We start from the raw sequence: 17,430 nt of genomic DNA, 5'->3' as shown, positions 1-17,430 counted from the left end.
GTCAACCCGCACCCGGGCGACGGTGGATAACTGGGTCATCCGGCCAGCGAGCCCATCATCTACATCCCATCGGATGCATCTCCATGTGGATAACTGCGGGAAGGTGCAGGATCCTCGGTCAATGAGGCGGTTGCCGTGGCGCTCGTCGAAATGCGGGGGGACAGAGTGAGATCGCGTGTGTCGGTGGTCGGACTCAGCCTCGGAGAGCCGCGACGCTTCCAATCAGACCGATGTGTTCGAGGGAGTTGAGGACGTCCCCGACGGTGCCGGGCGGATTCCTTCGGGCGTCGGCCATGCGCTGGACCTGGGCGTAGACCGCCTGCTGATCAAGGTCGATCAGGTCGAGGATGAAGTCATCTGCGCCCTGAGCCTCGAGGTTCCAGGATGCCAACTTCTCAGGTGGAAAGTCCTTTGTGTTCTCGGTGACGATCATTTGCGCATTGGCCTTGATCGCGGCGGCGAGTACGTGCCGGTTCTTCTTGAGGTGACGGAACGTCTCATCGAGTATTTGGTCGGTCCACCTGGCTCGGACCAAACCGGCTTGCGCCACCCGGATGAGTAGGTCGCGCAGGCTGTTCGGGTAGAGAACGTTGGCGTCGTAGATGACGATGAACGGCACGTCAGTACAGACCCATGTCCTGGTTGAGTTCCGTCAGTTCGTCGGCGACTTCGCGGCGCTCGTGGTCGCCGTTGCGCTTGTAGTCCATCAGGGAGGCCGCACGCACGCGGCGATGCTTCCCGACCTTTCGGTACTCGATCTCACCCGCGTCCAGCAGACCGATGAGGTAAGGCCTGGAGACATTCAGCAGATCGGCCGCCTGCTGAGTCGTGAGCTCGGCGTGGGCCGGGACGACTGACACTCCTTGGCCGGCTGCCATGTGCGCAAGGATCCGCGCCAGGAGCTCCACGGCACCTCGCGGCAGAGACAGCGTGTCGTCTGGATCCCCGCCGACCGCTACGCGGATGTCGCGCTCTTCTGTATGGGTCGACAGGTAACGCTTGACCCGGCGCACCGCAACGTCGGCGGCCTTGATCTCAGTGGCATCCGGGCGTGTGGGGGCAAGATCTGCGGCACTCACTGCCACTCCTCCTTGGATCGCCGACGCTCATCAGCCGGCGACAATTGAAGTATCCGCAGTAAACGAAGCAAACGCAACACAGTAGCTGGTTGCCGCCGCACAGATCGCCGCTGTGACTCCCGACCTCGGTCCCGTATGTCACGCATGCCCCACGGTGTTGTTCTGCGTGGCCCACAGGAGTGGTCGCGCCAATCACATGTACGCGGCGTCGCGTGAGGCGCACCCGCCGAAGGCGGCAAAAGGCAGCCACCGCGCGGCGGTGTCCTTTGCGCGGTGTTCTTCTGTGCGCGCCTTTAGTCGAGGAGGGCGGTTGAGGTTAGGACTGTGGTGCCTAGGGTGATGGCTTCTTCGGAGGGGTCGAAGGTGGGGGTGTGGAGGTCGCCGGTGGTGTCGAGGGTGGGTGGGCGGACGCCTAGGCGGGCCATGGCGCCGGCGGTGTGTTCTAGGTACCAGGCGAAGTCCTCGCCGCCGAGGCTCTGGTCGGTGGGGGCGATCGCGCTGGATCCCAGCGTCTGCTGAACGGCGTTGTGCAGTACGTCGATCGCCGTAGCGTCGTTCATCACCGGTGGGACGCCGTGGGTGACCTCGGTGTCGACCTCGACGCCGTACGGCGCGACGAGCTGGGCGGCCAAGGTGGGGATCAGATCGGCGGCGAGGCGCCACGCGTTGGCGTCGAGGCACCGCAGGGTGCCCTCCGCCTCGCCGCGGGCCGGGATCGCGTTGGCGGCCGAGCCCGACGTGATGCGGCCCCAGACGAGTGACATGCCGGCCCGCGGGTCGACGCGACGGGACAGCGCGGCGGGAAGCTCGGTGACCAACGTGGCGAGTGCGTAGACGAGGTCGGCGGTCAGGTGTGGCCGCGAGGTGTGACCACCCGGACCGGTCAGCCGGACCAGGATCCGGTCGGCGGCCGCGGTCAGGGCGCCGACGCGCAGGCCGATCTGGCCGACTTGCAGGCGCGGATCACAGTGCAGCCCATAAATACGGCGGACTCCGTCGAGTCCGCCGGCCGCGATGACACCGAGCGCGCCGCCCGGCATCACTTCTTCGGCCGGCTGGAAGATCAGCCGCACCCGCCGATCCAACTGCCCGTCACGCGCCATCCCCGCCAGCGTGAGCCCCGCACCCAGCAAGGCAGCCGTGTGTACGTCGTGACCACACGCGTGCGCGACTCCGTCGATAGTCGAACGCCACGGCGCCTCGACCGCATCCGGCACCGGCAGCGCGTCGATGTCGGCCCGCAGCGCCACGCACGTGTCGCCGGATCCGATGTCACAGATCAGCCCGGTCCCGGTCGGCAGCACCCGTGGCGAGAGTCCGGCCTCGACCAGTCGACGCTCGACGAGCTCCGTCGTACGGACCTCGTGCCAGCCGAGCTCCGGGTGCGCGTGCAGCTCACGCCGTACGTCGAGCATCTCTTCACGGACGGCCTCGACCCGCGCCAACACGTCGGCGACCAGCAACTGACGACTCATCCTGCAGATTGTGCCATTCCCACCGTCACCTCCCTTCTGGCGCGTTTCGCCGAGAAATATCACTGCGAGTAGTCGGCACTCTCCGTGACGGTGATGGGTCCGCAGAAGTTGCCGCATTGTGACGAAAGGGCCGGTCACTTTCCGGTATCGAGGCTCTCTTGACGTTCAAAGATCGGCGGACCGCGCCCTATAGTCTGCGGATGCGGCACACGGGGCCCAGAGCTGCCAAGGGTGTGCCCACAACAGCAGAACAGTTTGGTCGAACGAACGGGAGACGTCCGTGAAGAAGTACGTGCGGGGTACGGCGATCGTGGGCGTACTGACGCTCGCCGTCGCCGCGTGTGGCAGCAAGCCGACGGAGGACACCGCCGGCAGCGCCAACAAGGACTTCAAGGCGTGCATGGTCTCCGACTCCGGCGGATTCGACGACAAGTCGTTCAACCAGACGTCGTACAAGGGCCTGCAGGACGCGGTGAAGGCCAAGGGCCTGACCGAGGTGAAGGCCGAGTCGAAGTCCGACAACGACTACCCGACGAACATGACCGCGATGGTCAATGCCAAGTGCAACGTGATCGTGGCGGTCGGGTTCAAGCTCGAGGACGCCACCGACAAGGCCGCCGCGGCCAACGCGGGCATCAAGTTCGCGATCGTGGACTCGGCACCGACCAAGCCGATCGCCAACGTCAAGCCGCTGCTGTTCAACACGGCGCAGGCCGCGTTCCAGGCCGGGTACCTGGCCGCCGGGATGACCAAGTCCGGCAAGGTCGGCACCTTCGGTGGCGTGAAGATCCCGCCGGTGACCATCTACATGGACGGTTTCGCCGAGGGCGTGCGGTACTACAACAAGCAGAAGAGCAAGAACGTCCAGGTCCTGGGCTGGGACGACGCGAAGCAGGACGGTCTGTTCACCGGTGACTTCGAGGACAAGGCGAAGGGCCAGAACACCGGCCAGAACCTGATCACCCAGGGCGCCGACATCATCTTCCCGGTGGCCGGTCCGTCCGGTCTGGGCGGTCTGCAGGCGGCGAAGGCCACCAACGGCAAGGTCAACGCGATCTGGGTCGACACCGACGGCTGCGTCAGTGCCGCGGAGTACTGCTCGGAGCTGATCACCAGCGTCAACAAGGGCATGGACGTCGCGGTTCAGTCCGCGGTCGAGTCGGTCGTCGACAACAAGTTCGACAACAAGACCTTCGTCGGCACGCTGGACAACGGCGGCACCGGCTTGGCGCCGTTCCACGAGTGGGACAGCAAGATCCCGGCGGACCTGAAGTCCGAGCTGGACCAGATCAAGGCCGACATCATCAGCGGCAAGATCACCATCGCGTCGAAGGCGCAGCCTGCGACGTCCTGATCGATCGCGTAGTACGGTGCGAGCCAGGAAGGCAGACCAGTCGGTCGGGCCTTCCTGGCTCTCCGTCTGAGAGGGAAGGCTGCCCGCATGCATCTCGAGCTGTCCGGCCTGACCAAGAGCTTCGGCTCACTGGTCGCCAACGACCACATCGACCTGGTCATCGAGCCGGGGGAGATCCATTGCCTGCTCGGTGAGAACGGCGCCGGCAAGTCCACGCTGATGAACATGCTCTACGGGCTGCTGCAGCCCGACTCGGGCGAGATCGTCATCGACGGCGAGAAGGTCGCGATCACGTCGCCGAGCGACGCGATCAAGCACGGCATCGGCATGGTGCACCAGCACTTCATGCTCGTGCCCGTCTTCACCGTTGCCGAGAACATCATGCTCGGCCGGGAGAACACCCACCCCGGCGGCATCCTGGACCGGAAGAAGGCGCACGCCCTCGTCACCGAGCTCTCCGAGCGGTACGGGTTCGAGGTCGACCCGGAGGCCCTGGTCGAGGACATCCCGGTCGGCGTGCAGCAGCGGGTGGAGATCATCAAGGCGTTGGTGAACGAGGCCAGCGTGCTGATCCTGGACGAGCCGACCGCGGTGCTCACCCCGGCCGAGATCGACGAGCTGATCACGGTGATGCGCCAGCTCAAGGAGAACGGTACGTCGATCGTCTTCATCACCCACAAGCTCAAAGAGGTCAAGGCGATCGCGGACAAGATCACCGTGATCCGCCGCGGCAAGGTGGTCGGCCAGGCCGAGCCGTCGGAGACCGAGGAGCAGCTCGCGGAGCTGATGGTCGGTCGTGCGGTCGATCTGGTGGTCGACAAGGAGCCGGCCCAGCCGAAGGACACCGTCCTGCGGGTCGAGGGCCTGACGGTGATCGACGAGCGTGGTTTCACCGCCGTCGACGACGTCGACCTCGAGGTCCGCAGCGGCGAGATCCTCGCGGTGGCAGGTGTCCAGGGCAACGGTCAGACCGAGCTGGCCGAGGCGCTGCTCGGCCTGATCCCGATCGCGGCCGGCAAGATCTCGCTGGGTACCGAGGACCTGACCGGCAAGTCGACGCGGCACCGGCTGGAAGAGGGCATCGGGTACATCCCGGAGGACCGCGGTCACGACGGTTTCGTCGGCTCGTTCACGGTCGCCGAGAACCTGGTCCTCGACCTGTTCCGCGACGCGCCGTTCGGGGCCGGGCTGTCGTTGCACACCGACCAGATCGAGAAGAACGCACGGGCGCGGGTGGACGAGTTCGACATCCGCACGCAGGGCGTCGACCTGCCGGTCTCGTCGCTGTCCGGCGGGAACCAGCAGAAGGTCGTGCTGGCCCGCGAGCTGTCCCGGCCGCTGAAGCTGCTGGTCGCGTCGCAGCCGACCCGAGGGGTCGACGTGGGCTCGATCGAGTTCCTGCACACCCGGATCGTGCGCGAACGCGATCACGGTACGGCGGTCCTGATCGTGTCCACCGAGCTGGACGAGATCGCGGCGCTGGCCGACCGGGTCGCGGTGATGTACCGCGGCAAGGTGGTCGGCGTCGTACCGGCCGACACGCCCCGCGACGAGCTGGGCCTGATGATGGCCGGTGCCTCCAGGACCGAGGCACACGATGTCGCGATCGAGAACCCGACCACGTTGGGAACCATCTAGATGAGTACAGAGACAACCCCCGAGGCCGCGCCGGCGCCCGCTCCGGCGCCGCCGAAGGAAGCGGAGCGTTCGGGGCTGCCGTCGTGGGCGGTCCAGGGCCTGGTCTCGATGAGCGCGATCGTGCTGGCGCTGGTGGTCGGCGCAATCCTGATCATCGTCAGCGACGACCAGGTGAAGACCGCGGCCGGGTACTTCGGTGCCGCGCCGATGGACACCATCTCCGCCGCCGCCTCCGCGGTCGGCGAGGCCTACAAGGCCCTCGCGGTCGGTGCGCTCGGCGGGATCACGCCGATCAGCGAATCGTTGACCCAGGCAACACCGCTGATCTGCGGTGGCCTCGCGGTCTCGCTCGCTTTCCGTACCGGCCTGTTCAACATCGGCGCCCAGGGCCAGCTGATCATCGGTGCCCTGCTCGCCGCATACGTCGGTTTCGCCTGGCACCTCCCGCCCGTCCTGCACCTCGTCCTCGCGATCATCGCCGGTCTCATCGGCGGTGCGATCTGGGGTGGCGTGGTCGGCCTGCTCAAGGCCCGGACCGGCGCCCACGAGGTGATCGTGACGATCATGCTCAACTACGTCGCGATCTACCTGCTGCAGTGGTTGCTGACGACAACGGCGTTCCGGCGGCCGGGCCGGACCGACCCGATCTCCCCGATCGTCGACTCGAACGCGCAGTACCCGCAGTTCGGCAGTACGCGGCTGCACCTCGGCTTCATCCTGGCGTTGCTGGCGGCGGTCTTCGTCTGGTGGCTGCTGAACCGTTCGACGGTCGGCTTCGAGTTGCGCGCGGTCGGTGCGAACGCGGATGCCTCCCGGACCGCGGGCATGTCGGTGGGCCGTGCGTACGTCATCGCCATGGTCGTGGCCGGCGCGCTCGCCGGCCTGGCCGGTACCCAGCAGGTGCTCGGGACGGATCTGCCGCTGACCGATGGCGTTGCCGCCTCGGTCGGGTTCGACGCGATCACGGTCGCGCTGCTGGGTCGCGGTACGCCGCTCGGCACGGTCCTGGCCGGTCTGCTGTTCGGCGCGCTGAACGCCGGTGGTCTGCAGATGCAGCTGATCACGCAGACCCCGTTGACGCTGACCACCGTCCTGCAGGCGCTGATCGTGTTGTTCGTCGCGGCACCGGCGCTGGTGCGCTCGATCTTCCGCTTCCTGCCGAAGGAACGCGGCACGGATGCCGTCCTCGCGAAAGGCTGGAACGGATGACCGACACGACTGCGGACAACGCGGTTCTGCCGAAGCCGGCGAAGGCGATCGAGGCACCGGCCGACCGGGTTCGCCGGCTGCGCGTCGGTGGCCTGATGGCGGTGTTCGCGTTCATCGGTCTCGGCCTGGCGATCGGCACCAAGGACGGCAAGGCGACGTTCCAGCTGGTCTCCGGCGACCTGCAGAACAACCTGCTCGGTGTGCCGGCGCGGGGGTTCGGCGTGGTGCTCGGCATCATCGGCGTGGCCGCCGCGGTGGCCTACATCCTGCGCCGCGTCCCGCAGCGCTACGCCGGCTGGCTGGCGGCGATCCTCGGGATCTGCTTCATCGGGGCCTTCCTCTGCTGGGCTTCCGCGGGCAAGATCTTCCCGCTGGCCAACCAGTTCCAGGGCACGCTGAACTTCGCCACCCCACTGATCCTCGGCGCACTGGCCGGCGTGCTCGGTGAGCGGGCCGGCGTCATCAACATCGCGATCGAGGGCCAGTTCCTGGTCGGCGCGTTCACCGCAGCAGTCGTCTCGAGTACGACGCACAGCGGCGCGGCGGCGTTGATCGCGGCGGCGGCGACCGGTGTGCTGATGGCGTGGCTGCTGGCCGTGTTCTCGATCAAGTACCTGGTGAACCAGATCGTCCTCGGCGTTGTCCTGGTGGTGTTCGCGACCGGTATCACCGGCTTCCTGTTCGACCAGTTCCTGCAACCGTCCGCGGACAAACTGAACACGCCGGACGTGCTGTCCGCGGTGAAGATCCCGTTGCTGGGAGACATCCCGTTCATCGGGCCGATCCTGTTCAACCAGACCGTGCTCGTCTACATCACCTACCTCGCGGTCGCCGTGGTCACGTTCGCGCTGTTCCAGACCCGCTGGGGCCTGCGGGTCCGCGCGGTCGGTGAGCACCCGAAGGCGGCCGACACGGTCGGCATCAAGGTCAAGCGGGTCCGGTACTCCGCCGTCCTCTGGGCCGGGGTGCTCGCGGGCCTCGGCGGTGCGTTCTTCACGGTCGGGTACGCGGGTTCCTTCAGCAAGGAGATGACCGCGGGCAACGGGTTCATCGCCCTGGCCGCCCTGATCATGGGCCGCTGGCACCCGATCGGCGCGACGGTCGCGGCCTTGTTCTTCGGGTTCGCGACCCAGTTGCAGTCCCAGCTGCAGATCATCCAGACCCCGATTCCCGGCGAACTGTTGCTGATGGCCCCCTACCTGGCCACTGTCATCGCGGTTGCCGGCCTGGTCGGACGGGTCCGAGCACCTAAGGCCGATGGTGAGCCCTACGTCACCGAATGAGATCGACTGGCCGGCATTGCGCGCGGTGGCCGTCGAGATGATGCACCGCGCGTACGCGCCGTACTCGGGGTATCCGGTCGGGGCCGCGGCGTACGTGGACGACGGGCGGATCGTTGCCGGGTGCAACGTCGAGAACGCGTCGTACGGGCTCACGCTGTGCGCGGAGTGCGGGCTGGTGTCGGAGCTGCATCGAACCGGCGGCGGCCGCCTGGTTGCGTTCACCTGCGTGGATCACCATGAGCAGCTGCTGACGCCGTGCGGACGATGCCGGCAGTTGCTGCACGAGCAGGGCGGACCGGGCCTGCTGATCGAGACCGCGACCGGTAGCCGACCGTTGCGGGAGTTGTTGCCGGAAGCGTTCGGACCCGAGTTCCTGGAGGAGAAGTGAGCTTCGACGCCGTCGACGTGATCCGTACCAAGCGGGACTTCGGTGAGCTGAGCGACGGGCAGATCGACTGGGTCATCGACGCGTACACGCGCGGCGATGTCGCGGACGAGCAGATGTCGGCGCTGGCGATGGCGATCCTGCTGAACGGGATGAACCGGCGCGAGATCGCCCGCTGGACCGCGGCGATGATCGCCTCCGGTGAGCGGATGGACTTCGGCAAGCTGTCCCGGCCGACCGCGGACAAGCACTCGACCGGTGGCGTCGGCGACAAGATCACGTTGCCTTTGGCCCCGGTCGTGGCTGCCTGCGGAGTCGCCGTACCGCAGTTGTCCGGACGCGGGCTCGGCCACACCGGCGGCACGCTGGACAAGCTGGAGTCCATCCCCGGTTGGCGGGCCGCGCTGTCGAACGACGAGATGCTCCGCCAGCTCGAGGATGTGGGTGCGGTGATCTGTGCGGCGGGCGACGGCCTGGCACCGGCGGACAAGAAGCTCTACGCGCTCCGCGACGTGACCGGGACGGTCGAGGCGATTCCGCTGATCGCCAGCTCGATCATGAGCAAGAAGATCGCCGAGGGCACCGGCGCGCTGGTGCTGGACGTGAAGGTTGGTTCCGGCGCGTTCATGAAGGACCTGGCCGACGCGCGCGAGCTGGCCGAGACGATGGTTGCGCTGGGCACCGATGCGGGTGTGAAGACGGTTGCCCTGCTCACCGATATGTCCGTCCCGCTCGGTCTGACCGCCGGGAACGCCCTCGAGGTCCGCGAGTCCGTCGAGGTGCTGGCCGGCGGCGGTCCGGCCGACGTGATCGAGTTGACCGTCGCGCTGGCCACCGAGATGCTCGCCGCCGCGGGCGTCACCGACGTGGACCCGGCCGAGAAGCTTCGCGACGGTACGGCGATGGACGTCTGGCGCACGATGATCGCGGCCCAAGGTGGCGACCCGGCCGCCGAACTCCCCGTTGCCCCCGAGCAGCACGTCGTACCCGCGCCCGCTTCCGGTGTGCTCTCGAAGCTCGACGCGCTCGCCGTCGGAGTCGCGGCCTGGCGGCTCGGCGCAGGTCGGGCTCGCAAGGAGGACCCGGTGTCCGCGGTCGCGGGAGTGGAGCTGCACGCCAAGCCCGGCGATCAGATCACGGCCGGCCAGCCGTTGCTCACCCTCCACACCGACGACGCGAGCCGGATCGAGCGAGCTCTCGAATCCCTCACCGAGGCCGTCGCCGTCTCAGCGTCGTACGAGCACGGTCCGCTGGTCATCGACCGGATCAGCTGACACCGCGGGCGCGACCTCTCAGCTGGAGGTAGCGGTGAGGCGGGCGTGCTGTTGCTTGGCGAGGCTGGTGAGTAGCCCGGTGTCCGGCTTGAGATTGCTGCCGAGGGCACCGTTTTCCTGGACGCTCAGCTCGGCGACCAACGTGCCGACGACCATGCTGACCTGCGCGATCGCAACGGACTGGCCCGCGCCGCCGTCGTACTGGACGCTGGCGTCGCTGAGCGCGTCCGGCACGTCGAACGAGCGCTCGTGCACGTCCTGGCTCCAGAACCCCTGCTGCAGGACCTTCGCCTTCGCGGCGGAACCGGCCTTGAACAGCTGGATCGTGAAGCGCTTCTTCTTGTTCGAGCTGAGCCGGGTCGCCCGGTATCCCTCGACGAAGCTCGCGTTGAGCAGCAAGGCCCGGTCGGTCGCCGGGTCCGAGGACCAGCTGTTCAGGAACGTGGTCGCGGTGAACGGGCCGGCCGTGCCATGGGTGTCGGCGATGTAGCCACGCGGCAACACGACGAGGCCCGCAAGGGCGCTCTTCTTCGTCTTCTCGGCCGGGGCCGCGAGCGCCGAGTTCTTCGGGGTCGGCGTCTGCAGGCTGCCGGCCGCGGTGCCGGAGTCGTTGCCGCACGCGGTCAGTGTCAGCAGCAGCGTCGTCAGTACGGCGGCTACGGCAGGCGCGGTCCGTGTCACGGTTCTTCTCCGTCCCGATACTCGCCCCCGAGGCCATGATGGCTCCGCCCAGATGCCATCAGACAAAAGTTAACACCAAACTAACGGGGGTCCATTACAGCGATCTTGTCTGCGTGACAAGAATCTCGATCTTGCGCCGCGCGGCCTGTGGGTGCAGGGGTTCGCAGCCTGCTTCGACGCAGCGGCGGACCACGCGTGGATCGTCGTGCAGCAGGCGCAAACCGCGGCGGAGCAGCGTGAACGGGGGTTTGCGGTGTTCGCGGAGGTCGCGTTGAAAGCGGCGGACAAAGGTGACCAGCCGGTGGTGATAGACGCAGATCGCAGTAGCGAGCAGGCCGCGGTCGCGGAGTGCGCCGGCGATCTGGTCGGCGAAGATGCCCTCAGCAACGATTAGTGCGGAACCGCCGGTGGTGACCGGTCGGTGACCGACAGTGCCGTCGGCGGCGATGTCGTAGATCGGGAGGTCGGCGGTCCCCGTCGTACACAATTGCTCGAGCGCCGCGACCGCCCGGTCGCCGTCCCACGACCGCGGGTCGTCCCAGTCCACAATCCCGAGCGACGAGCGCGGCATCGCCTGGTCGTCGCCGTCGCGGTAGAAGTCGTCCAGCCGCACCACGGGCAGCCCTACCTGCTCGGCCAACCGGGACTTCCCCGCCCCCGACGGTCCCGCCAGCAACACCACCCGAGAACTCACCGCAGCATTCTCACACCCTCCCCTCAACCACCACTTTGGGTACCCACCAACCAAAATCCGCGCCAAGAAATGGTTGGTGCGTTCTCAAAGTCGACGACAGCCGGGGCGGGGGGCGGGGGGGAGTTAGGGGTTGTAAGGCGTGGAGAGGAGGGGGCGGGTGTGGGTGAGGACATGTTCGTAGTTGGCGCGGACCTTGGCGGCGTCGACGGTGACGGCCGGCTCGGGCTTGCCGAGGGGGACCTGCCAGGTGGGTGGGGTGTCGGCGCCGGACAACGCCCAGGCGGCTTGGCGCGCGGCTCCGAGGGCGACGTACTCGGCGGGTTCGGGGAGGACGACCTCGGCGCCGAGAAGGGCCGGGGCCAAGGCCTGCACGGCTCGGGAGCGGGCGCCGCCGCCGAGGAGCAGAATCCGGTGGACCGGTAGGCCTTGGGCGCGGAGTGCGTCGACGGCGTCGGCGAGACCGCAGAGGAGGCCCTCGACTGCCGCACGAGCCATCGTTGCGGGCTGCATGGTTGCGCGGGTCAGACCGTAGATCAGGCCGGTGGAGTGCGGGAGGTCGGGCGTGCGTTCGCCGTCCAGGAACGGAAGCAGGACGAGTCCGTTGCTGCCGGACGAGGTGATGGCGGCCTCGTCGAAGGCGGTCAGGTCGAGGCCGAGCATCTGCGCGGTCGCGGACATCACCCGGGCGGCGTTCAGGGTGCAGACGAGCGGGAGGTACTCGCCGGTGGCATCGGCGAATCCGGCGACCAGGCCGGTCGGGTCCGCGGTCGGGTTGGCCGAGCGGGCGAACGCCGTACCGCTGGTCCCGAGCGAGACGGCAACGTCACCGGGCTGCAGGTCGAGCCCGAGTGCGGCCGCCGCGTTGTCGCCCGTACCCGCCGCAATCGCCGCACCGAACGCCGTCTGCCCGACAATCTCCGCCGGCCCGGCAACCCGCGGCAACGCCAACTCCCGCCCAAACGCCAGCTCCACCAGATCAGTCCGATAACTGTTCGATGCCGCCGACCACCACCCAGTCCCCGACGCATCCCCCCGATCAGTAGTGATCCCCTCAACCCCCCGCCGATCCACCGCCAACTTGTGAGTCATCCAGTCATGCGGCAGCACAACAGCAGCAGCCCGCCGCACAGCCTCCCGCCGAATCTCGGCAGCACCTTCGGCGCGGGCGGCTTCGTCGCGGATCCAGCGGAGTTTTGTGACTGTGAAAGACGGGACGGGGACCGAGCCGATTGCTTCTGCCCACGCCTCGGGGCCGCCTAGTTCGGCGATCAGCTCGGAGGTGGCGTCGGCGGAGCTGGTGTCGTTCCAGAGGACGGCGGGGTGGACGACCGTACCGGACTCGTCCAGGAGGACCATGCCGTGTTGCTGACCGCCGACCGCGATCGCCTGGACGCCGTCGAGCAGCCCGTCGGAGGCGATCTCCCACGCCTTCCACCACTCGGCCGGATCGACCTGCGTGGCGTCGGGGTGCGGTGCGCGGCCCTCGCGGACCACCGCTCCGGTCTCGGCGTCGCACACCAGAACCTTGGTCGCCTGGGTGGAGCAGTCGACCCCGGCAACCAGCCTCAGCTCAGTCATGCTCCGACGCTACAGGGCTTCGAGAGTGGCGCGTGCTCCGATCTCGTGCAGCGACTTCAGCGCAGCCGTGTACTCCGCGACGAACCGCTCGTCCGACCCGAGATCACCGAAGAGATCCGGATCCGAGATGAACACCAGCGGATCGTCATAATTGTGCTGCGCCCGCTCGATCAGCTTGTCGCGTAGCCGGTCCACCACCTCGATCGGATCCCCCTGCTCGTCGGCGGCTTCGGCGTACCGGGCCCAGGACGCGACGACCAGCGTGGATCGCGAGATGCTTCGCCCGGCGGCCAGGTTCTCGCGGACAACAGGCAGGAGCCACTTCGGGATCCGGTCCGAGCTCTCCGCGCACAACCGCGCGAGCGTGTCGCGGACCTCCGGGTTCGCGAAGCGCTCGATCAGCTGATGCTTGTATCGATCAAGGTCGACCCCCGGCACCGGCGGCAGCGTCGGCGTCCCTTCGTCGTCCATGTAACCGAGCAGGAAGTCGACGAAAAGCTTGTCCTGGCACACCTCGTGCGCATACCGGTAGCCGGCCAGATAGCCCAGGTAACACAACGCCTGATGCGAAGCATTCAGCAGCCGCAGCTTCATCAGCTCGTACGGCTCGACATCGTCGACGATCTGTACGCCGACGTCCTCGTACGGCGGCCGCACGCCGTCGAAATCGTCTTCGAGCACCCACTGCGTGAACGGCTCGCAGACCACCGGCCAGCCGTCCTCGATCCCGAACCGCTCGGCCAGCGCCTCCCGATCGGCGTCCGTGGTCACGGGCGTGATCCGGTCGACCATGCAGTTCGGGAACCGCACCTCGGCGTCCATCCAGTCCGCCAGCCCTGGATCCTTCAAGCGGGCAAAGGCTCCGAGCATCTTCCGCGCGACATTCCCGTTGCCCGGGATGTTGTCGCACGACATCACCGTGAACGGCGCGACGCCGGCCGCCCGCCGTCGCGCCAGCGCCTCGACGATGAAGCCGAACGCGCTCCCCGGTGTCGCGTCCGGCTCCAGGTCGGCGGCGAGCACCGGATCGGAGGTGTCCAGCTCGCCGGTCACCTGGTTCACGTGGTAACCGCCCTCGGTGACCGTCAGCGAGACGATCCGGGTGGCCGGATCGACCAGACGATCCAGGACGACGGTCGGGTCGTCCGGCGCGAACAGATAGTCGACGATCGATCCGATCACGCGCGGTTCGAGCGTCCCGTCCGCATGCTTGATCACCAACGTGTACAGGTGATCCTGCGCGGACAGGACGTCGTACATCCGCTGGTCCTGCGGGAGTACGCCGATGCCGACGATGCCCCAGTCGAGGGCCTTCCCGTCGTTCATCAGGCGATCCAGGTACATCGCCTGATGAGCCCGGTGGAAGCCGCCGACGCCGAAGTGCACGATGCCGGGCGTGATCGCCGTACGGTCGTAACCCGGCACGGGCACGTCGTTGCTCAGGGCACCCACTGTGGACGTGGTCAGCAGCGTCACTTGACCGCCCCCAGAGACAGACCCTGGACGAGCTTGTCCTGCGCGGCGAACCCGGCGATCAGGACCGGCAGCGACACGACGATCGACGCGGCGCACACCTTGGCGAGGAACAATCCTTGGCTGGTCACGAACCCAGTCAAGAACACCGGCGCCGTTTGCGCCACAGTGCCGGTGAGCACCCGGGCGAACAGCAACTCGTTCCAGCTGAAGATGAAGCAGATCAGCGCGGCCGAGGCGATCCCCGGCGTCACCACCGGCGCGACCACCGACCGCAACGTGCGGGTCAGCGACGCGCCGTCGACCGAGGCCGCTTCGAGGATCTCGACCGGGACCTCGGACAGGAAGCTGCGCAGCATCCACACCGCGATCGGCAGGTTCATCGAGGTGTAGAGGATGATCAGCAGCCAGATGTTGTCCAGGAATCCGACCGACTGCGCGAACAGATAGATCGGCAGCAGGCCGGCCACGACCGGCAGCATCTTCGTGGACAGGAAGAAGAACAGCACGTCCGTCCACTTCTTCACCGGCCGGATCGACAGCGCGTACGCCGCCGGGAACGCGAGCAGGATGACGAGCGCGGTGGACAGGATGCTCGCGGTCAGCGAGTTCGCGATCGACGGCCACGGACCGCTGTCGAAGAACGACCGGTAGCCGTCGAGCGTCAGCGGCGCGGCCAGGTCCGGCGGGTTCTTCGCCGCGTCGGTCTCGGAGTGGAACGACGTCAGCAGCATCCACACCACCGGCAGCACGAACAGGATCCCGACGATCCACGCCACCCCGCTCAGGACGAACCCACCACCGCGATTCTTCCGCCCCGTCACGATCGTCACCTGGCCACTCATTTGCCTGTCTCCTCTCGGAACAGCGACGACACGGATCGCAGCGCGAAGGTCGCGATCAGGATGGTGCCGATCACCACGATCACACCCGCAGCCGAGGCCCGGCCGTAGTCGTGGGCGGTGTAGAAGGTCTGATAGATCGTGTACGGAAGGTTCGCCGTACCAAGGCCACCGGACGTGATCGTGAAGACCGCGTCGAAGTTCTGTACGACGTAGATCGAACCGAGCAGCGCGGACAGCTCCAAGTACTGCCGCAGGTGCGGGAGTGTCATGTAGCGGAAGATCTCCCACTGGTTCGCGCCGTCGATCCCGGCCGCCTCGATCACGTCGAGCGGGCGGCTCTGCAGGCCGGCCAGGATGATCAGCATCATGAACGGCGTCCACTGCCAGACCAGCGCGAAGATGATCGACCAGAGCGGCTGGTTGCTGATCCAGTCCGGCTGCGGCGCGTTGTCACCGAAGATCCACTTCAGCACGCCGTTGAACAGACCGTAGGTCGGGTTGTAGAGCGCGTGCTTCCACAGCAGCGCGGCCGCCACCGGTACGACGAGGAACGGCGTGATCATCATCGTCCGGACCGCACCCCGCCCGCGGAACTTCCGGTCCAGCAACAGCGCGATCAGCAGTCCCAGCACCAGGCTGATCAGGACCACACCGGCCGTGAGCAGGATCGTCACCCAGATCGCGTTCCGGGTGTTCGAGTCGGTCAGGACCCGGCGGAAGTTGTCGATCCCCGCGAACCCACGCTCATCGGGGTAGTACGCGTTCCAGTCCATGAACGACACGATGATCGTGACCACGAACGGCAACTGCGTCACGATGATCATGAAGACGAGTGCCGGGAGCAACGGTCCGCGCCGGGCCCAGTCGCCGGCCTTGCGCATCATCGTGCCTTCGGTGCCAGAGGGCGCGGTGTGGCGGCCCTTGGCTTCGGTCTCAGGTTTTGCGTCGATGCTCATCGACGTCCTCGCTTCGCTCCGGGCGCCGATAAGACACGAGGCAGACTGTGCTTGATGATGAACTCGCTTCGCTCCTTCATGCCGCTACCCCTCACTTCGCCTGTCGCGAGCGGTACCGCTCGGCGACGTCGTCGGCGAGCTCCTGCCCGCGTTTCAGTGCCTGATCGACGCTCATCCGCCCGGCGATCGCCGAGCTCACGTCCTGGCTGACCTGCGTCCCGAGGTCCGGGAACTCCGGGATGTCGACGAACTGGATCCCGATCGCCGGCCGCGGCTGCGTGCCCGGGTTCTTCGGATCCGCGTTCTCGATCGCCTGCTTGGTCGGCTCCGCGAACGCCGCGGCCTCCTTCACGTACTCCGGGATCTCGTACGTCGAGGCGCGCTTACCGGCCGGAACGTTGGACCAGCCAACCTTCTCGCCGACGAGCTTCTCGTAGTCCTTGCCGGACGCCCAGGAGATGAACTTCCAGGCATCGTCCTTCTTCTTGGACGCCTGCTGGATGCCCCAGGCCCAGGCGTAGAGCCAGCCGGCGCTGTCGGTCTTGACCACCGGTGCCGGGGCGTAGCCCATCTTGCCCTTGACCGGTGAGTTCGGCGCCTCCAACGATCCGGCTGCCGAGGTCGCGTCGTACCACATCGCGACGTTGCTCTGGATGGTGTTGTTCAGGCACTCGGTGAAGCCGGCCTGCGGTGCGCCGGCCTCGCCGTGCGCGCGGACCAGGTCGACGTAGAACTTGGTCGCCTCGGTGAACGCGGGCGCGTTCACCTGCGCCTGCCAGTCCTGGGTGAACCAGGTGCCCCCGAAGGTGTTCACGACCGTTGTCAGCGGCGCGAAGATCTGGCCCCAGCCGGGCTGGCCGCGCAGGCAGATGCCGCGCATCCCGGGCTGGGCGTTGTCGACCTTGGCCGCGATGTCCGCGACCTCCTGCCAGGTCGGCTTGGCCGGCATCGTGATGCCCTTCTGCGCAAGGATGTCCTTGCGATACATGAGGAACGACGACTCGCCGTAGAACGGTTCGCCGTAGATCTTGCCGTCGTCCGACGACATCGACAGCGTCATCGGCTTGAGGATGTCGTCCTGGTCGAACGTCGAGTCCTTGGCGATGTAGTCCGACAGCGGCGCGATCCACTTGCTCTTGGCATAGATCGGGATCTCGAAGTTGCTCACCGTCGCGACGTCGTACTGACCGGCCTGGCTGGAGAACTCCTGGCTGATCTTGTCCCGGACGTCGTTCTCCGGCAGCACGGTGAAGTTCACGTGGATGCCGGTCTGTTTGGTGAAGTTGTCCGCGGTCAGCTTCTGCAGATCGACCATCTGCGGGTTGTTCACCATCAGCACATTGATGCTGTCCGCGCCGCCACCGCCGGCGCCGCCACCCCAGCCCGCACAGCCGCTGACCGCCACCAGCACCGCCGCGACCCCGACAGCTCCGATCCGTTTGCGCCTACTCACCACGAGCCGCTCCCGTCTCCGCTCATTTGAGCATGCCTCTGCTCACAGGATGA

At 67.2% G+C, this 17,430-nt stretch carries 16 protein-coding genes; 6 read left to right on the top strand and 10 right to left on the bottom strand.

Annotated elements, in window-relative coordinates; translation table 11 throughout:
• Positions 1-193: 193 nt before the first annotated feature.
• The 3 genes from ACWF4Z_RS33960 to ACWF4Z_RS33950 all read right to left on the bottom strand — a co-directional run bounded on the left by ACWF4Z_RS33960 (position 194) and on the right by ACWF4Z_RS33950 (position 2,554).
• A complete protein-coding gene (locus ACWF4Z_RS33960; RefSeq protein ID WP_452247298.1) occupies positions 194-619 on the bottom strand; it encodes a PIN domain-containing protein in 426 nt (141 codons plus the stop codon).
• A gap of 1 nt (position 620) precedes the next feature.
• Positions 621-1,079, bottom strand: a complete 459-nt coding sequence (locus tag ACWF4Z_RS33955) for a helix-turn-helix domain-containing protein (protein ID WP_452247297.1) — start codon at positions 1,077-1,079, stop codon at positions 621-623.
• Between the two features lie 293 nt (positions 1,080-1,372).
• A complete protein-coding gene (locus ACWF4Z_RS33950; RefSeq protein WP_452247296.1) occupies positions 1,373-2,554 on the bottom strand; it encodes an amidohydrolase in 1,182 nt (393 codons plus the stop codon).
• Positions 2,555-2,834: 280 nt separating this feature from the next.
• Between ACWF4Z_RS33950 and ACWF4Z_RS33945 the strand changes: the two genes are divergently transcribed.
• The 6 genes from ACWF4Z_RS33945 to ACWF4Z_RS33920 all read left to right on the top strand — a co-directional run bounded on the left by ACWF4Z_RS33945 (position 2,835) and on the right by ACWF4Z_RS33920 (position 9,697).
• Positions 2,835-3,908, top strand: coding sequence for a BMP family lipoprotein (locus ACWF4Z_RS33945; RefSeq protein WP_452247295.1), 1,074 nt, complete (start codon positions 2,835-2,837; stop codon positions 3,906-3,908).
• Positions 3,909-3,995: 87 nt separating this feature from the next.
• Entirely contained in the window at positions 3,996-5,546 is a 1,551-nt protein-coding gene (locus ACWF4Z_RS33940) for an ABC transporter ATP-binding protein (RefSeq protein WP_452247294.1), read from the top strand.
• The gene (locus ACWF4Z_RS33935) at positions 5,547-6,755 is read left to right on the top strand and encodes an ABC transporter permease (protein ID WP_452247293.1); all 1,209 of its coding nucleotides are present in this window, start codon (positions 5,547-5,549) and stop codon (positions 6,753-6,755) included. It abuts the gene before it with no gap.
• Complete coding sequence (locus ACWF4Z_RS33930) at positions 6,752-8,038, top strand: ABC transporter permease (RefSeq protein ID WP_452247292.1); 1,287 nt, start codon at positions 6,752-6,754, stop codon at positions 8,036-8,038. The genes ACWF4Z_RS33935 and ACWF4Z_RS33930 overlap by 4 nt, the downstream gene beginning before the upstream one ends.
• Positions 8,013-8,426, top strand: coding sequence for a cytidine deaminase (locus tag ACWF4Z_RS33925; RefSeq protein ID WP_452247291.1), 414 nt, complete (start codon positions 8,013-8,015; stop codon positions 8,424-8,426). The genes ACWF4Z_RS33930 and ACWF4Z_RS33925 overlap by 26 nt, the downstream gene beginning before the upstream one ends.
• On the top strand, positions 8,423-9,697 hold the full coding sequence (locus ACWF4Z_RS33920) for a thymidine phosphorylase (protein WP_452247290.1): 1,275 nt from the start codon (positions 8,423-8,425) through the stop codon (positions 9,695-9,697). Before ACWF4Z_RS33925 ends, ACWF4Z_RS33920 begins: the two co-directional genes overlap by 4 nt.
• An 18-nt stretch (positions 9,698-9,715) precedes the next feature.
• Here the strand turns inward: ACWF4Z_RS33920 and ACWF4Z_RS33915 are convergent, their stop codons facing one another.
• From ACWF4Z_RS33915 to ACWF4Z_RS33885, 7 genes are all read right to left on the bottom strand, one after another.
• Positions 9,716-10,378: a hypothetical protein gene (locus ACWF4Z_RS33915; RefSeq protein WP_452247289.1), complete on the bottom strand. Its 663-nt coding sequence runs from the start codon at positions 10,376-10,378 to the stop codon at positions 9,716-9,718.
• A 94-nt stretch (positions 10,379-10,472) separates the two neighbouring features.
• Entirely contained in the window at positions 10,473-11,072 is a 600-nt protein-coding gene (locus ACWF4Z_RS33910) for a uridine kinase family protein (RefSeq protein WP_452247288.1), read from the bottom strand.
• A 123-nt stretch (positions 11,073-11,195) separates the two neighbouring features.
• Entirely contained in the window at positions 11,196-12,650 is a 1,455-nt protein-coding gene (gene xylB, locus ACWF4Z_RS33905) for a xylulokinase (RefSeq protein ID WP_452247287.1), read from the bottom strand.
• A gap of 9 nt (positions 12,651-12,659) precedes the next feature.
• Entirely contained in the window at positions 12,660-14,126 is a 1,467-nt protein-coding gene (locus ACWF4Z_RS33900) for a mannitol dehydrogenase family protein (RefSeq protein ID WP_452247286.1), read from the bottom strand.
• Positions 14,123-14,968 (bottom strand): carbohydrate ABC transporter permease, encoded by an 846-nt coding sequence (locus ACWF4Z_RS33895; protein WP_452247285.1) that lies wholly within the window; start codon positions 14,966-14,968, stop codon positions 14,123-14,125. Before ACWF4Z_RS33895 ends, ACWF4Z_RS33900 begins: the two co-directional genes overlap by 4 nt.
• On the bottom strand, positions 14,965-15,924 hold the full coding sequence (locus ACWF4Z_RS33890; RefSeq protein ID WP_452247284.1) for a carbohydrate ABC transporter permease: 960 nt from the start codon (positions 15,922-15,924) through the stop codon (positions 14,965-14,967). The genes ACWF4Z_RS33895 and ACWF4Z_RS33890 overlap by 4 nt, the downstream gene beginning before the upstream one ends.
• A gap of 91 nt (positions 15,925-16,015) precedes the next feature.
• Positions 16,016-17,377, bottom strand: coding sequence for an ABC transporter substrate-binding protein (locus ACWF4Z_RS33885; protein ID WP_452247283.1), 1,362 nt, complete (start codon positions 17,375-17,377; stop codon positions 16,016-16,018).
• Between the last annotated feature and the right edge of the window lie 53 nt (positions 17,378-17,430).

This window comes from Kribbella sp. NPDC055071 (genome assembly GCF_053608045.1).
This window is presented reverse-complemented; position numbering and strand designations above follow the sequence as displayed.

Coding starts and splice junctions, on each gene's coding strand:
- ACWF4Z_RS33950 (WP_452247296.1), bottom strand. CDS start 2,554: ATGAGTCGTCAGTTGCTGGTCGCCGACGTGTTGGCGCGGGTCGAGGCC.
- ACWF4Z_RS33940 (WP_452247294.1), top strand. CDS start 3,996: ATGCATCTCGAGCTGTCCGGCCTGACCAAGAGCTTCGGCTCACTGGTC.
- ACWF4Z_RS33935 (WP_452247293.1), top strand. CDS start 5,547: ATGAGTACAGAGACAACCCCCGAGGCCGCGCCGGCGCCCGCTCCGGCG.
- ACWF4Z_RS33930 (WP_452247292.1), top strand. CDS start 6,752: ATGACCGACACGACTGCGGACAACGCGGTTCTGCCGAAGCCGGCGAAG.
- ACWF4Z_RS33925 (WP_452247291.1), top strand. CDS start 8,013: ATGGTGAGCCCTACGTCACCGAATGAGATCGACTGGCCGGCATTGCGC.
- xylB (WP_452247287.1), bottom strand. CDS start 12,650: ATGACTGAGCTGAGGCTGGTTGCCGGGGTCGACTGCTCCACCCAGGCG.
- ACWF4Z_RS33895 (WP_452247285.1), bottom strand. CDS start 14,968: ATGAGTGGCCAGGTGACGATCGTGACGGGGCGGAAGAATCGCGGTGGT.
- ACWF4Z_RS33890 (WP_452247284.1), bottom strand. CDS start 15,924: ATGAGCATCGACGCAAAACCTGAGACCGAAGCCAAGGGCCGCCACACC.